The sequence below is a fragment of the Rhizobium sp. Root1203 genome (assembly GCF_001424945.1).
Lineage (GTDB): Bacteria > Pseudomonadota > Alphaproteobacteria > Rhizobiales > Rhizobiaceae > Rhizobium.
In genome coordinates this window covers 14,774-28,504 of sequence record NZ_LMCW01000067.1, presented here as the reverse complement: position 1 = coordinate 28,504, position 13,731 = coordinate 14,774, and the positions used below count along the sequence as shown (strand labels likewise).

General features: G+C 60.5%; 16 protein-coding genes. 12 read left to right on the top strand and 4 right to left on the bottom strand.

Going from position 1 to position 13,731, the window contains the following annotated elements:
• The first annotated feature begins 49 nt into the window (after positions 1 to 49).
• The 4 genes from ASC97_RS29600 to iolB all read left to right on the top strand — a co-directional run bounded on the left by ASC97_RS29600 (position 50) and on the right by iolB (position 5,851).
• Positions 50 to 1,984, top strand: coding sequence for a bifunctional 5-dehydro-2-deoxygluconokinase/5-dehydro-2-deoxyphosphogluconate aldolase (locus ASC97_RS29600; RefSeq protein WP_057471908.1), 1,935 nt, complete (start codon positions 50 to 52; stop codon positions 1,982 to 1,984).
• A 79-nt stretch (positions 1,985 to 2,063) separates the two neighbouring features.
• Complete coding sequence (iolD, locus tag ASC97_RS29595; RefSeq protein WP_057471907.1) at positions 2,064 to 3,914, top strand: 3D-(3,5/4)-trihydroxycyclohexane-1,2-dione acylhydrolase (decyclizing); 1,851 nt, start codon at positions 2,064 to 2,066, stop codon at positions 3,912 to 3,914.
• A 72-nt stretch (positions 3,915 to 3,986) separates the two neighbouring features.
• Positions 3,987 to 4,907: a myo-inosose-2 dehydratase gene (gene iolE, locus ASC97_RS29590; protein WP_057471906.1), complete on the top strand. Its 921-nt coding sequence runs from the start codon at positions 3,987 to 3,989 to the stop codon at positions 4,905 to 4,907.
• Between the two features lie 146 nt (positions 4,908 to 5,053).
• The gene (gene iolB / locus ASC97_RS29585; RefSeq protein ID WP_057471905.1) at positions 5,054 to 5,851 is read left to right on the top strand and encodes a 5-deoxy-glucuronate isomerase; all 798 of its coding nucleotides are present in this window, start codon (positions 5,054 to 5,056) and stop codon (positions 5,849 to 5,851) included.
• A 50-nt stretch (positions 5,852 to 5,901) separates the two neighbouring features.
• On the opposite strand, the gene ASC97_RS29580 is transcribed toward iolB, so the two are convergent.
• Positions 5,902 to 6,333 (bottom strand): glyoxalase superfamily protein, encoded by a 432-nt coding sequence (locus ASC97_RS29580; protein WP_057471904.1) that lies wholly within the window; start codon positions 6,331 to 6,333, stop codon positions 5,902 to 5,904.
• Between the two features lie 347 nt (positions 6,334 to 6,680).
• Here ASC97_RS29580 and ASC97_RS29575 point away from each other — a divergent pair, with 347 nt between their 5' ends.
• A complete protein-coding gene (locus tag ASC97_RS29575) occupies positions 6,681 to 7,013 on the top strand; it encodes a hypothetical protein (RefSeq protein WP_037084548.1) in 333 nt (110 codons plus the stop codon).
• Positions 7,014 to 7,064: 51 nt separating this feature from the next.
• Here the strand turns inward: ASC97_RS29575 and ASC97_RS29570 are convergent, their stop codons facing one another.
• Positions 7,065 to 7,511: a baeRF12 domain-containing protein gene (locus ASC97_RS29570; protein ID WP_057471903.1), complete on the bottom strand. Its 447-nt coding sequence runs from the start codon at positions 7,509 to 7,511 to the stop codon at positions 7,065 to 7,067.
• A gap of 159 nt (positions 7,512 to 7,670) precedes the next feature.
• Here ASC97_RS29570 and ASC97_RS29565 point away from each other — a divergent pair, with 159 nt between their 5' ends.
• The 3 genes from ASC97_RS29565 (at position 7,671) to ASC97_RS29555 (ending at position 9,794) form a co-directional block, all read left to right on the top strand.
• Positions 7,671 to 8,072: a DUF2177 family protein gene (locus ASC97_RS29565; RefSeq protein WP_057471902.1), complete on the top strand. Its 402-nt coding sequence runs from the start codon at positions 7,671 to 7,673 to the stop codon at positions 8,070 to 8,072.
• A 122-nt stretch (positions 8,073 to 8,194) separates the two neighbouring features.
• Positions 8,195 to 8,590 (top strand): hypothetical protein, encoded by a 396-nt coding sequence (locus tag ASC97_RS29560; RefSeq protein WP_057471901.1) that lies wholly within the window; start codon positions 8,195 to 8,197, stop codon positions 8,588 to 8,590.
• Positions 8,591 to 8,681: 91 nt separating this feature from the next.
• Complete coding sequence (locus ASC97_RS29555; RefSeq protein WP_057471900.1) at positions 8,682 to 9,794, top strand: pyridoxal phosphate-dependent aminotransferase; 1,113 nt, start codon at positions 8,682 to 8,684, stop codon at positions 9,792 to 9,794.
• Between the two features lie 136 nt (positions 9,795 to 9,930).
• Here ASC97_RS29555 and ASC97_RS29550 read toward each other — a convergent pair whose 3' ends face one another.
• Positions 9,931 to 10,197: a sel1 repeat family protein gene (locus ASC97_RS29550; RefSeq protein ID WP_057471899.1), complete on the bottom strand. Its 267-nt coding sequence runs from the start codon at positions 10,195 to 10,197 to the stop codon at positions 9,931 to 9,933.
• A 439-nt stretch (positions 10,198 to 10,636) separates the two neighbouring features.
• On the opposite strand from ASC97_RS29550, the gene ASC97_RS29545 reads away from it, so the two are divergent.
• The 3 genes from ASC97_RS29545 to ASC97_RS29535 all read left to right on the top strand — a co-directional run bounded on the left by ASC97_RS29545 (position 10,637) and on the right by ASC97_RS29535 (position 12,969).
• Positions 10,637 to 10,975, top strand: a complete 339-nt coding sequence (locus ASC97_RS29545; RefSeq protein WP_057471898.1) for a DUF2147 domain-containing protein — start codon at positions 10,637 to 10,639, stop codon at positions 10,973 to 10,975.
• Between the two features lie 31 nt (positions 10,976 to 11,006).
• Positions 11,007 to 11,387, top strand: coding sequence for a hypothetical protein (locus ASC97_RS29540; RefSeq protein ID WP_057471897.1), 381 nt, complete (start codon positions 11,007 to 11,009; stop codon positions 11,385 to 11,387).
• Positions 11,388 to 11,463: 76 nt separating this feature from the next.
• On the top strand, positions 11,464 to 12,969 hold the full coding sequence (locus ASC97_RS29535) for an AMP nucleosidase (RefSeq protein ID WP_057471896.1): 1,506 nt from the start codon (positions 11,464 to 11,466) through the stop codon (positions 12,967 to 12,969).
• A 9-nt stretch (positions 12,970 to 12,978) separates the two neighbouring features.
• On the opposite strand, the gene ASC97_RS29530 is transcribed toward ASC97_RS29535, so the two are convergent.
• Positions 12,979 to 13,206 (bottom strand): hypothetical protein, encoded by a 228-nt coding sequence (locus ASC97_RS29530; protein WP_156390499.1) that lies wholly within the window; start codon positions 13,204 to 13,206, stop codon positions 12,979 to 12,981.
• Positions 13,207 to 13,361: 155 nt separating this feature from the next.
• Between ASC97_RS29530 and ASC97_RS29525 the strand changes: the two genes are divergently transcribed.
• Complete coding sequence (locus tag ASC97_RS29525; RefSeq protein ID WP_057471894.1) at positions 13,362 to 13,721, top strand: YciI family protein; 360 nt, start codon at positions 13,362 to 13,364, stop codon at positions 13,719 to 13,721.
• Positions 13,722 to 13,731 lie beyond the last annotated feature (10 nt).

The window sequence follows — 13,731 nt, the reverse complement described above, 5'->3', positions numbered from 1 at the left end:
TGAAAATCAACGGCGCGCTACGCCGGGCTGAAACGATCGGGAGGACATCATGGTACAATCGAATCCGGGCTCGCAACCGGAGCTGTCGCTTGATGTAATCACAATCGGCCGGTCGTCGGTCGATCTGTACGGCCAGCAGATCGGGTCACGGCTCGAGGATATTGGTTCCTTCGCCAAGTCGGTGGGTGGCTGTCCGGCAAATATCGCCATCGGAACGGCCCGCCTCGGCCTCAAATCCGGCCTGATCACCCGCGTCGGGGACGAACAGATGGGGCGTTTCATCCGCGAGCAATCGGCGCGCGAGGGTGTCGCTACCGACGGAATCATTACGGACAAGCAGCGGCTGACGGCGCTTGTGCTTCTCGCCGTGGAAGCCGAAGGCGTTTCGCCGATGATCTTCTATCGCTCCGACTGCGCCGACATGGCGCTTGAGGAAGGCGATATCGACGAAGCCTACGTCAAATCCTCGCGTGCCGTCCTGGTTTCCGGCACGCATTTCTCGCGCCCGAACACGGAAGCCGCTCAGCGCAAGGCGATCCGCATCGCCAAGGCGAACGGCCGCAAGGTGATCTTCGACATCGACTACCGGCCGAACCTCTGGGGCCTTGCCGGCCACGCCGAGGGCTTCGAGCGCTATGTGAAGTCCGACCGCGTTTCATCCAAAATGAAAGAGACATTGCCGGATTGCGACCTGATCGTGGGTACAGAGGAGGAGATCCTGATCGCCTCCGGCGCCGACGACGTGCTTGGTGCACTCCGGGAAATTCGCCGCCTATCGCCTGCGACGATCGTCCTGAAGCGCGGCGCCATGGGCTGCATCGTCTATGACGGCCCTGTCGCCGAAGATCTCGAGGCCGGTATCGTCGGCGAGGGCTTTCCGATCGAGGTGTTCAACGTGCTCGGTGCGGGCGACGCTTTCATGTCCGGTTTCCTGCGCGGCTGGCTGAAGGACGAGCCGTTGAAAACCTGCGCGACCTGGGCGAACGCCTGCGGCGCATTCGCGGTTTCCCGTTTGCTCTGCTCACCGGAGTATCCCACCTGGGCAGAACTCGACTTCTTCCTCAAGAATGGCAGCAAGCACCGGGCGCTGCGCAAGGACGAGGCGATCAATCACATTCATTGGGCCTCGACGCGCAAGGGCGAGATTCCCCTGCTGATGGCGCTCGCGATCGATCACCGCTCGCAATTGACCAGCGTCTGCGACGAACTCGGCGTCGATCACAAGAGGATCGTGGCCTTCAAGCGGCTTGCCGTCGAAGCGGCTGCTCGCGTCGCCAACGGCCGCAGCGGGTACGGCATGCTGATCGACGAACGCTTCGGCCGCGACGCATTCTTCGACGCGGCAACCAAGAACTTCGCCTGGATCGGTCGCCCGGTCGAGTTGCCGGGTTCCAAGCCGCTCAGGTTCGAATTCAGCCAGGATATCGGCTCCCAGCTTGTCGAATGGCCACTCGACCATTGCATCAAGTGCCTGTGCTTCTATCACCCGGACGATCCGGCCGAGTTGAAGGCGGAGCAGCAGGAGAAGCTGCGCACGCTCTTCGAAGCGGCGCGCAAGGTCGGCCGCGAGTTGCTGGTCGAAATCATCTCCGGCAAGAACGGCCCCCTGACGGACGATACGATTTCGACTGCCATGGAGGAGCTTTACGCGCTCGGCATCAAGCCGGATTGGTGGAAGCTCGAGCCGCAGGCTTCGAAAGTTGCCTGGAGGAAGATCGATGCCGTGATTGCCACGAACGATCCATGGTGCCGCGGCATCGTGCTGCTTGGGCTGGAAGCGCCGGCCGACGAACTCGTCAAGGGCTTCGAGGCAACGCTGGCGGCACCTTCGGTCAAGGGCTTTGCTGTCGGGCGCACGATCTTCGCTGACGCTGCACGCGGCTGGCTTTCGGGTAAGATGAACGACGAGGACGCGATCGCCGATATGGCTGGACGCTTCCGGCAGTTGACCGAGGCCTGGCTCAAGACGCGCGGGCTTGACTAGAGACAAGAGCCCTCCCCACCCCCCAAAAAAGGGCAGGGTTGGGGAGGAGAAACAGGTGCAAGAATTGCGGGAGGACCCGATGGGAAAGACGATCCGATTGACGATGGCGCAGGCCATTGCGCATTTCCTGAAGAAGCAGATGACGGTGATCGACGGCAAGAAGGTGCCGATTTTCGGTGGCGTCTGGGCGATCTTCGGGCATGGCAATGTCGCCGGAATGGGCGAAGCGCTCTATCAGGTGCGCGGCGAGCTGCCGACCTACCGCGCTCACAATGAACAGGGCATGGCACACGCGGCAATTGCCTATGCCAAGGCGAGCTTCCGCCAGCGCTTCATGGCATGCACGACCTCGATCGGTCCAGGCGCCCTCAACATGGTGACGGCAGCGGGGGTTGCACATGTCAACCGCGTTCCTGTCCTCTTCCTGCCCGGCGACGTCTTCGCCAATCGTGCACCGGATCCCGTCCTGCAACAGATCGAGGATTTTGGCGACGGCACGGTTTCGGCCAACGACGCCTTCCGTCCCGTATCGCGTTATTTCGACCGCATCACGCGGCCGGAACAGATCATCTCGGCGCTGAAGCGCGCCATGCAGGTGCTGACCGATCCGCTCGATTGCGGTCCGGTGACGCTGTCGCTCTGCCAGGACGTGCAGGCCGAAGCCTTCGACTATCCCGAGAGCTTTTTTGAGGAGCGTATCTGGACGACACGCCGCCCGCGACCGGACGCCGACGAGCTCGCAAACGCCATCGCGCTCATCAAGAAATCGGAAAAGCCCGTCATCATCGCCGGCGGCGGCGTGCTTTATTCACGGGCGACCAAGGAACTGACGGCATTTGCCGAAGCGCACGGCATTCCCGTCGTCGTAACCCAGGCCGGCAAATCGGCTATAGACGAGCGGCATCCCCTGGCACTCGGTTCGGTTGGCGTCACCGGCACGTCGGCCGCCAACGCACTCGCCGAGGAAACGGATCTCCTTATCGCGGTCGGCACTCGTTGCCAGGATTTCACCACCGGTTCGTGGGCCCTCTTCAAGAACGATAAGCTCTCGATCATCGGCGTCAATATCGCGGCCTATGACGCCGTCAAGCATGACGCGCATCCGCTGGTCGCCGACGCGCGCGAGGGCCTTAAGGCTATTTCCTCCGGTCTTTCCGGCTGGAAGGCACCGGCAACGCTCGCCGCAAAAGCCGAGAAGGAAAAGAAGATCTGGCTGGACGCTGCCACCAAGGCGATGGCGACCAGCAATGCTGCACTCCCCTCCGACGCACAGGTGATCGGCGCGGTCGTGCGCTCGATCGGCGGAGAGAATACTGTCGCGCTTTGCGCGGCGGGCGGCCTTCCCGGCGAACTTCACAAGCTTTGGCCGGCTACGGTTCCCGGCAGCTACCACATGGAGTACGGCTTCTCCTGCATGGGATACGAGATCGCCGGCGGCCTCGGCGCCAAGATGGCGCATCCCGAAAAGGATGTCGTCGTCATGGTCGGCGACGGCTCCTACATGATGTTGAATTCCGAGCTTGCGACCTCCGTGATGCTCGGCCTCAAGCTCAACATCGTCCTGCTCGACAACAGGGGATATGGCTGTATCAACCGGCTGCAGATGGGCACGGGCGGCGCCAACTTCAACAATCTGCTCAAGGACTCCTATCACGAGGTGATGCCGGAGATCGATTTTCGCGCACATGCCGAAAGCATGGGTGCGATCGCGGTCAAGGTGGCCTCCATCGCGGAACTGGAGAAGGCGATCGCCGATTCGAGGAAGAACGATCGCACCACGGTGTTCGTCATCGATACCGATCCGCTTGTCACAACCGAAGCCGGCGGCCACTGGTGGGATGTCGCCGTGCCGGAAGTGAGCCCCCGCGAACAGGTCAACAAAGCGCACAAGGCCTACGTCGACGCGCGAGCCGCCCAGCGCATCGGCTGAACAGCTTTTGAGGAGCCTCCTGCCGGAAGGCGTATGGGAGCCGCTGCCACCAATGTATGAGGAGAAATAGTAATGAAGGCCAAACTCGGCATGTCGCCCATCGCTTGGTGGAACGATGATCTTCCTGATCTCAGCGACGATGTGTCCCTCGAGGAATGCCTGCGCCAATCGCGCACCGCCGGCTTTACAGGCATGGAAAAAGGCCGCCGCTTTCCCGACGATCCCAAGGTAATGCTCCCCATTCTGCGCGCCGCCGACGTCACGCTGTGCGGCGGCTGGTTCTCAGGCACGCTGGTCGACGAGGAACTTGCCGCCAACAAGGATCGCATCGCGCCAATGATCGAGCTTTTCAAAGCGGTCAATGCGCCCTGCATCGTCTATGGCGAAGTCGGCCGCTCGATACAGGGCGACCGCTCCAAGCCGCTTGCGACGAAGCCGCGCCTCTCCGACGACGAGATGAAAGCCTATGCGCGGCGCGTCACCGCGTTCGGCGAATGGTGCGCCGACCAGGGCATGCCGCTTTCCTATCATCATCACATGGCCGCAGTGGTCGAAACCGAGCCCGAACTCGATGCGTTCATGCGCCAGTCGGGCGCAGGTATTCCGCTGCTGCTCGATGCCGGGCATCTGGCTTTTGCCGGCGGCGACGTGCTGCGGGCAATCGGGAACCATCACGCTCGTATCAACCATGTTCATGTCAAAGACATCCGCAAACCTGTGGTGGACGGACTAGACCGCAGCCGCCAGTCCTTCCTCGACGCGGTGGCGTTGGGCGCCTTCACTGTGCCGGGAGACGGCTCGCTCGATTTCGGCGCCATCGTCCAGCGGTTGGCCGATCACGGTTATGAGGGCTGGTTCGTTGTCGAGGCAGAGCAGGATCCGCGCAAGGCGCCGCCGCAGAAAATGGCCGAGATCGGCCACGCCGAATTGATGCGGGTGATGACGGCCGCGGGCTATACCGTGGAGACGGAAGGTTTTCCGAGGGTAGAATAAAGGTTTCGCAAATCATCGGAGCAAGTGGCCCCCTCATCCGCCCTTCGGGCACCTTCTCCCCGCCGGGGAGAAGGTGAAACCGGAGAGTGCCGGCGCGGCAGCCGGATGAGGGGTTCGCACCCACCAATTGACGAGGAGAAACACCAATGCCGAATCTCAAGGTCAAGCCATCCGGCAAGAACGGCCGGGTTACCCATGTCACGCCGGAAAGTGCCGGCTGGACCTATGTCGGGTTCGATATGTACCGGCTAAAACCGGGTGAAACGGCGTCGGGGGAGACCGGCGAGCGGGAGATCTGCCTCGTCTGGGTGAGCGGCAAGGGCAAGGCCATGGCCGGCACGAAGGACTTCGGGACGCTCGGCGAGCGTATGAGCCCGTTCGACGGAGCGCCGCACGCGCTCTATATCCCGATGGAATCCGCATGGTCGGTCACGGCGGAGACGGATCTCGAACTCGCCGTCTGCTCGGCGCCAGGCGGCGGCACCTACGAAGCCAAGGCGATCCCGCCCGGTACGCATCCTGCCCTCACGCGCGGCAAGGGCACGAACGTGCGCCACGTCAACAACATCATGCCCGAGGACGATGCCTCGGCGTATTCGCTGCTGGTCGTGGAGGTCATTACGCCGGGTGGTCATACCTCCTCCTATCCACCGCACAAGCACGACCAGGACAACCTGCCGAACGAGAGCTTCCTCGAAGAGACCTACTATCACCGCCTGAACCCGCCGCAGGGCTTCGGCTTTCAGCGCGTCTACACAGACGATCGATCGCTGGACGAGGTGATGGTGCTTGAAGACGGCGACGTGACGCTGGTGCCGAAGGGCTATCACCCGTGCGCCGCCTGCCACGGCTACGACCTCTACTACCTGAACGTCATGGCCGGCCCGAAGCGGGTGTGGAAATTCCACAATGCCCCGGAGCACGAATGGCTGTTGAAGGCGTGACATCGAAAGCCGCGCCTCAACAGCGCGGCTTGTTTTCTATGCCAAAAGTCTCAGATGCTCAGAACGAGGTGGGGGACGCCGTTCGAGGTTTTTCGCGGCGATACGCCGTTTCCGTCGATCTGCGCGGTGATGCGCTGTCGGAAGGCCGAGAAGCTCTCGAACGTCACCACGTCCACCGGACTGTCGAAATGGATGGTGATCCTGTGAAGACCGCCCGCGAGTTCGGCGAGCGCCAGAATCCTGCCGGTGAACGGCTGATCCAGGTAACGGCCGCTCACCTGCGCACCCACGGCAATTGAAGTGACCGGCTGTGCGTTCGACTTGGCGGCGAGTGCGGCGAGGGTATTCCAGTCGCGAGCGCCTTGCTGCCTGGCAACGAGTTCCAACGCAGCGCTGTGAGACAGCGAGGTGCCGCTCGTTTCCATGGCCTGACGCAAGCGTTTTGCCTGGACCTTCAGATCATCGATTGAAGGGTAAATCATAGGTTCAGCCTTTCGAAAGGCATGCTATCGACTGTAAAAGGGGCTCGCATTTCCGTCAGTCAGCATGCTCAAAAATGGCTGTGACCATGTACTGCAAAGGCTTCACCAAGGATTTTCATCCGCGAGCGGCTGGCGCCTCATACCGCCTTCGATATGCAGCAACATCGCCAAGACTGTCAAGATGGGTAAATTTGCAGCAAAGATCGCGAGATCCTGCCCAACAATAAGCCGATTTGCCGTCAAGGCACGCATAAGGTTCGGATCTTAAAGACGTTATTCAGAATTTGACAGCATTCTTGAGCTAGATTGAAACCAGACAACAAGCGGAGGCTAACATGGCCTTTCAGATGCACCTCGATACCGAGCATCCCCAGCCCGAGCAGGCGTACCGGGAGTTTTCGCTCGACCGTCCCGGCAAAATCATCTTCGTCGGCCATCACCTCAGCACCGGCACTCAGGTCCGGTGCCTGATCCGCACGATCACCCTGGCGGGCGCGGTCCTCGAAGTCAGCCCAAACCTCGAGGTTCCAAACCATTTTTTCCTGGAAATACTCGGCATTCACGATGAGATCGGCTCAACGGTCGTCAAGCGCGAGGGCGAACTTGTCACGATCAGCTTCAACATGCTGATCAACCCCGAATTCCTGCATCATGTGCTGCGGCTGAATTTCGAAAGCTGACGTCTTTCGGCGACGGAAAAGCGTGCCGCTTCCCCGTCGCTTCATGTGTGATCAGGCAACCAATCGCCGCTCGATCTGCTCGATTGGCAGATTGGTATAGTCCTTGGCCAGTTCTGCCGAGATCATCGCTTGCGCGCCGGGACTGAGATTTACCCTCAGGGTGCCGAGTGCCCTCGGCGGCGCTACAAGCACGATATGTTGCGCGTCCCTCTCCCGGACCAGCATCTCCAATCTCGACGCCACCTGCTTCAGAAACTCCACCTCGGCCTGTTCGTGCCAATCGGTTTCCTCTACCGCGCTTCCGCTCCTTCCGTCGGCAGCATGCGTTCGCCCCGGTTTGCCGGTGCCTAGCTCACGGTCGGGCTCATTCGGCTGGCTCAACGTCTCCTTGACGCTCAGATCTACCCCTCCGGCATCGCCATCGTTCTGCAAGATCAGAGCCTTCCCTCCGTCGCAAACAACTACCCATGATTTCCGCGGCACCCTGATGTCAGCCATCTTCATTTCCTCGCTGTTTTATCCGAGCGCTGATGCGCCCCGTACTCAATGCAAACGTGTAGACGCCGAAAGAGTTCGGGCCGCATCGGGAGATTTCGCATTCGGGACGATCCAATCCCGTTTCGGCGCGTAGAAGGACATGCTCACGGGAAAATTCAGATGAAGACCGCAGTCATCGCCTATGCCGGTTCGCTCGCCACCCTGGTTGTCCTCGATGTGATCTGGCTCGGGGTCATTGCCCGAACATTCTACCGCGACCAGCTCGGCGACATGATGTTACCTTCGCCAAATCCCGCGGTTGCGGCCGTTTTCTACCTGTTTTTTGCCGCCGCAGTGGCGATTCTCGCAGTTGCTCCAGCGCTCGGTGCCGGCTCCGTCATCACGGCAATTGGCTATGGCGCGGTTCTCGGACTTGCCGCATACGGCACATACGACCTCACCAATCTCGCCACCTTGAAAAACTGGCCGCTCGCAATGAGCCTGGTGGATCTTGCCTGGGGCGGGTTCGTGACTGCGCTGACGGCGGCTGGCGGTTTCGTTGCGGTGCGGACATTCGCGTGATGCGGGCGAACAAAATCCTGCTTCCCTAAAATTGTATATTCTTCTTTGACAAATGCGAAAATCATTCGTGTGAGGGTCTGCCTGGAAGACTGGGATTATCTTGGTCTGGGGAGCCAGCTGCCATGTCGATGCTTCGTGCCACACACCTCGCGACCGTCAAGTCGGAAGTCTATGAGACACGCTGGGAACTGTTCAGCGTCAGGCGTCCCGCCCGAATCGTTGCCGTTCGTCCCTGCCTGACCGGAATATCGGTGCGCAGCGCCGAGATCATCGACATTTCACGAGGCGGTGCCACGTTCCTCGTTTCATCGACCACCGGTCTGCCGAAGCACTATTACCTGAACATTCTCGGCCTTGCCTATCGGATCGGCTGCGCCGAAGTCTTTCGCCGCAATGAACGGATCAACGTTCGATTTATCAACACGATCGAGCCCGAAGTGCTGCGAAACGTCGTCCGCGCCGACTTCATGATCGGCAACATGGAAGCCATCCAGGCGGGCCGCACGATCAGCATGTAATTCGGACATTTCGGCGAATAATCTTCCTTGCCTTGGCCATGTCAGCGCCTATTGTTGGCGCGATTTTCACAGCCTTGGGAAATGCCCTAGAATGTCCGCCTTCTCGCGCTTCACTCCGCTCGCCAGCGCCCTTCCCTCCACCGTTCCCTTTGTCGGCCCCGAAGCGATCGAGCGCCAGAGCGGGCTTCTCGTCAAAGCGCGCATCGGCGCAAACGAGAACGGCTTCGGCCCCGCCCCGTCGGTGCTGGCGGCCATGCGCGAACAGGCCGGCGACATCTGGAAGTACAACGACCCGGAAAATCATACCCTGAAGGAAGCGCTTGCCGCGCATCTCGGAACAGCGGCTGCGAACATCGCGATCGGCGGTGGCATCGACGAGTTGCTCGGCCAGATCGTGCGCCTGGTTGTCGAACCCGGCGCGCCCGTCGTGACGTCGCTTGGGGGATATCCGACCTTCAACTTCCATGTTGCGGGCTTCGGCGGCCAGTTGGTCACGGTTCCCTACAGCAATGATCGCGAAGATCTGGAAGGGCTGCTCGATGCGGTGAAGCGCCAAAATCCGCCGCTCGTCTACTTCGCAAATCCGGACAATCCGATGGGAAGCTGGTGGGATGCAGGCAGCATCGTGGCCTTTGCCAAGGCGCTGCCTGAGACGACGCTTCTCATTCTCGATGAAGCGTACAGCGAAACGGGTCCGGCAGCCGCCCTACCCTCGATCACGTCGCTGATCGACCTGCCAAACGTCATTCGCACGCGTACCTTCTCGAAGGCCTACGGCCTTGCCGGCGCCAGGGTGGGCTACGCCATATCCACGCCGGGCACAGCTTTGGCTTTCGACAAGATCCGCAACCATTTCGGCATGAACCGGCTGGCAACCGTGGCTGCGCTCGCGGCATTGAAGGATCAGGCCTACCTTTCCGAAGTGGTTGCCAATATTCATGCAGCACGGGATCGGATTTCCGTCATCGCGAGAGCGAACGGCCTCGCGCCCCTCGCGTCCGCGACCAACTTCGTCGCAATCGATGCCGGGCGCGACGGCGCCCATGCCCGCGCGATCGTAGACGGGCTCATGCAGCACGGAGTCTTCATCCGCATGCCGGGTGTCGCGCCGCTCAACCGCTGCATCCGTGTCAGCGTCGGTCCTGAAGCCGATCTGGCCCTGTTCGAGGATGCCTTGCCGCAGGTTCTCAAGTCGCTCGGCTGATCGCAAACGACACGAACCGCGCCGGCCTTGTTCCTGCCGGTCGCGGTTCTTCATTCTGGCATCGACCCATGCAGGCCCTGCCACCCCCCTCTTCCGAGGTGTTGTTCTTATCTCGTTGTCGCGGGCGCGATGAGCCTCAGTGGATCGTCATCCATTCGCGGGCGGCGCGGAGCGCTTCGGCCAGTTGCATCTTGTCCATGCTTGCGGCGAGATCGGCGCGGAGTTCGGCCGCACGATCGTTGCCTTTGATTGCGGCGATGTTCAACCATTTGTGAGCCGCGACCAGATCGACGGCGCAGCCGCGGCCGGTTGCATACATCAGACCCATTTCGCAGAAGACATCGGCGTTGTTGTCGCCACCCATGGTGGCCATTTCAGCATTGTGCATTTCAAAGCGTGCCATCGGTTTTATCCCTGTTTAGCCTGTTGTCGACTTACCCTGTTTTACCGTCCGGGCCTTGCCGTCTAACGCGGCGTTTGGTCCTTGGGTTCGGCGGGTTTGCCCCGCTCGTTTGATGTCTCCACTATGCAGGAGCGCTTTCAAAAAACGCCTAAAATGCATGATTAATTTGAGACAAACAAAGTGCAAACACTTGGTAAAATTGGGTTTTCGTTAAACATCGGATGGCTTGCAAATTAAGGATTCCGGCGCCGGATTTACGGAAAATTCAGATTTGAAAATCAACCATTCATTCACCACGAAATGAGCTGATAAGATTGGAAGCGGTCGTCTTCAGCCGCTTGCGACGTCCGGATTTGCGATTTTATCGCGCCTCGCTCATATTTACCTTTACGTTCGCGTCAGTTATTTTCCGCGCCGTTTGGACAACAGGGAGGAACAGATGATCCGCAGCTTGATTCTCGCAGGCGCATTGGCGCTTTCGGCGACGCTTGCCCATGCAGACGAGCCCATCGTGGGCAGGTGGAAGACCATGGCGGGGGACACGGCAGTGATTGCATCCTGCGGCGGGAGCTATTGCATCACGTTGAAAACCGGCAAATTCGCAGGCCGGAACATCGGCAGGCTCGCGGGAACCGACGGAACCTACAATGGGGAAATCACCGATCCCGCCAACAACAAGACCTATAGCGGTTCGGGCATCATCTCCGGCAGCACGCTGAGGATGAAGGGATGCGTCATGTCGGTCCTGTGCAAGTCGCAGACCTGGACGCGTCTTTGAAACAGCCGGACTAACGCGAGGCGCTCGGTCCATGCCGGGCGCCTTCTCCTATTTCCTTGCCATCGAAGAAATCTGCAGCGCCTGCAGCGCGGGCCCGCTTCCTGAACGGCGGATGAACCGCCGTCTCAGCACCGGTTCAGCCGGACCATGGCAAAACGGTGTCAGAGTAAAGCGCGGCGCATCGGCAAGATGCAGCAACGCGCTGCTGCACACCACATGGAGCAAGGACATGGACATGGACGTGTTGATACTGGCAAGACGCTTCACCATCATTACGCTCTTTGCGGCGATCTTCGCCGTTTCGTTTTCGGCTGTCGTCAACCGTAATGCCGGTGGCGGCGCCCAGTCGCACTTCGGCGCGAACTACACCTGCCTCGACAAAAACGGCCCGCACTGCACGGCAATGAACTAACGCATCGTCGTTGGAAACTGTGCGTTCCCGGGGAACGCGTCGTTTGCTTGTCAAAAACAACGCTCTATAATGTCTCATGAGCAAACGAATCTCTCCTTCTGCCCCTCTCGACATTTTGTCCCCCACGCCGTTCGTGCCGCAGACGTTCGACGATCCCGTGGAAGCCGTCGATGCGTTGACCGCACTCTACGAGCGCAACACGGCTTTTCTGATCGAGAACTTCACCACGCTCGCCAAGGGCGCGCCGCTCACATCCCGCTACCGCGCCTTCTATCCGCAGGTCAGCATCGAGACGACAAGTTTCGGCCACATCGATACGCGCCTTTCCTACGGGCACGTGACAGCGCCGGGCGTCTACACGACGACGATCACCCATCCGCAGCTCTTCAGGCACTACCTGAAACAGCAGCTTGGTCTTCTGATGCGCAACCACAATGTACCGGTGGTCGTCTCGGAATCGACGACGCCGATTCCGCTGCATTTCGCCTTCGGCGAAGGCGCGCATGTGGAGGCTTCCGCGTCCGCCTTCACCGATGTGCCGATGCGGGATCTCTTCGATACGCCAGACCTCAACACCACCGATGACGAGATCGCCAACGGCGAATACCTGCCGCCGCCCGGCGAACCGTCGCCGCTTGCACCCTTCACGGCGCAGCGCATCGACTATTCGCTGGCGCGCCTCTCGCATTACACGGCAACAAGCGCGCAGCACTTCCAGAACTTCGTGCTGTTCACCAACTACCAATTCTACATCGACGAGTTCTGCTCCTGGGCGCGCAAGATGATGGAGGACGGCGGTGGCGACGGCTACACGGCATTTGTGGAGCCCGGCAACATCGTCACCCATCCCGGCTGCAGCCATCCGGAAACGGACGTCACGCTGACGCGCCTGCCGCAGATGCCGGCCTATCACCTCAAGAAGAAGGGGCACGCCGGGATCACGATGATCAACATCGGCGTTGGCCCGTCCAACGCGAAGACCATCACCGACCATGTGGCGGTGCTGCGGCCGCATGCCTGGCTGATGCTCGGCCACTGCGCGGGACTGCGCAACAGCCAGCGGCTCGGGGACTATGTGCTGGCGCATGCCTACATGCGCGAGGATCACGTTCTTGACGACGATCTGCCCGTATGGGTGCCGATCCCGGCGCTGGCGGAGGTGCAGGTCGCTCTGGAGGCAGCCGTTGCCGAGATCACCGGTTACGAAGGTTTCGAACTGAAGCGCATCATGCGTACCGGCACCGTCGGCACGATCGACAACCGCAACTGGGAACTGCGCGACCAGCGCGGACCAGTCAAGCGACTGTCGCAGGCCCGTGCCATCGCGCTCGACATGGAATCGGCAACGATTGCTGCCAACGGCTTCCGGTTTCGCGTCCCCTACGGCACGCTGCTTTGCGTTTCCGACAAGCCTCTGCATGGCGAACTCAAACTGCCGGGCATGGCGACCGCCTTCTACCGAACGCAGGTCAACCAGCACCTGCAGATCGGCATCCGCGCGGTCCAGAAGCTCGCCGCGATGCCGCCGGAAGCACTGCATTCGCGCAAGCTCCGGAGCTTCTTCGAAACGGCCTTCCAATAGGCCGTTTCCTTACTGCCGCGACGCGGCAACCGTGCTTCCTGTAAAATCCTGCTGCCCGTAGCCGTCGCCCGCAAGGTCCAATATGACGATGGCCACGGCAAACACCGCCAGAACGGCCGCCAGCCGTGCGACTACCGCACGCACGCTCGGGAGATCCCGTTCCAGGGGATCGATTGGATTGCCACGATGGCGGCGCGCCAGCATCTGGCTCGCCAGCGCAATCTCGAATAGGCTCATGACCGTCACTCCATGTTGTTGACGGTCAGTGGTCGAACGCGATCGTTTCGATTCGACGCCGACATCTGCAGAAAGATATTTTCCCTTGCTGTCGAAATCCACTTAGGTTGAACGTCCAAGGACTGTCAGGGCACAGTTCGGGGGAAGCGACGACCATGAGATATCTATGCCAAGTCTGGTTCGAGCCTTCAGAAGTCGAGGGCATGGCAAGCGCGGAAAAGAAGAAGCTCGACAGAGACTCCCTCGCCTATGACGAGGATCTGGTCCAGAGCGGGCACATGATTGCCGCTCAAGCACTGCAATCTCCGAAGAGTGCCGTTACAGTTCGCGTCCGCAACGGCGAGATGTCGGTGACGGACGGCCCCTATGCTGAGACGAAAGAGCAGCTCGGCGGCTTCATCCTCATCGAAGCGAAGGACCTGAACGACGCCATTCGCGTGGCCGCGGGCATTCCGCTCGCCAGGATGGGATCGATCGAAGTCCGTCCAATCTACGAAATCCCCATCGAAAATTGAGGCTATAACG

Excerpts from the sequence above, each read along its gene's own strand:
- iolB (WP_057471905.1), top strand. The coding sequence starts at position 5,054 with ATGCCGAATCTCAAGGTCAAGCCATCCGGCAAGAACGGCCGGGTTACC.
- ASC97_RS29580 (WP_057471904.1), bottom strand. The coding sequence starts at position 6,333 with ATGATTTACCCTTCAATCGATGATCTGAAGGTCCAGGCAAAACGCTTG.
- iolD (WP_057471907.1), top strand. The coding sequence starts at position 2,064 with ATGGGAAAGACGATCCGATTGACGATGGCGCAGGCCATTGCGCATTTC.
- ASC97_RS29555 (WP_057471900.1), top strand. The coding sequence starts at position 8,682 with ATGTCCGCCTTCTCGCGCTTCACTCCGCTCGCCAGCGCCCTTCCCTCC.
- ASC97_RS29560 (WP_057471901.1), top strand. The coding sequence starts at position 8,195 with ATGTCGATGCTTCGTGCCACACACCTCGCGACCGTCAAGTCGGAAGTC.
- ASC97_RS29525 (WP_057471894.1), top strand. The coding sequence starts at position 13,362 with ATGAGATATCTATGCCAAGTCTGGTTCGAGCCTTCAGAAGTCGAGGGC.
- ASC97_RS29565 (WP_057471902.1), top strand. The coding sequence starts at position 7,671 with ATGAAGACCGCAGTCATCGCCTATGCCGGTTCGCTCGCCACCCTGGTT.
- ASC97_RS29550 (WP_057471899.1), bottom strand. The coding sequence starts at position 10,197 with ATGGCACGCTTTGAAATGCACAATGCTGAAATGGCCACCATGGGTGGC.
- ASC97_RS29535 (WP_057471896.1), top strand. The coding sequence starts at position 11,464 with ATGAGCAAACGAATCTCTCCTTCTGCCCCTCTCGACATTTTGTCCCCC.
- ASC97_RS29600 (WP_057471908.1), top strand. The coding sequence starts at position 50 with ATGGTACAATCGAATCCGGGCTCGCAACCGGAGCTGTCGCTTGATGTA.
- iolE (WP_057471906.1), top strand. The coding sequence starts at position 3,987 with ATGAAGGCCAAACTCGGCATGTCGCCCATCGCTTGGTGGAACGATGAT.
- ASC97_RS29545 (WP_057471898.1), top strand. The coding sequence starts at position 10,637 with ATGATCCGCAGCTTGATTCTCGCAGGCGCATTGGCGCTTTCGGCGACG.
- ASC97_RS29575 (WP_037084548.1), top strand. The coding sequence starts at position 6,681 with ATGCACCTCGATACCGAGCATCCCCAGCCCGAGCAGGCGTACCGGGAG.
- ASC97_RS29540 (WP_057471897.1), top strand. The coding sequence starts at position 11,007 with ATGCCGGGCGCCTTCTCCTATTTCCTTGCCATCGAAGAAATCTGCAGC.
- ASC97_RS29530 (WP_156390499.1), bottom strand. The coding sequence starts at position 13,206 with ATGAGCCTATTCGAGATTGCGCTGGCGAGCCAGATGCTGGCGCGCCGC.
- ASC97_RS29570 (WP_057471903.1), bottom strand. The coding sequence starts at position 7,511 with ATGGCTGACATCAGGGTGCCGCGGAAATCATGGGTAGTTGTTTGCGAC.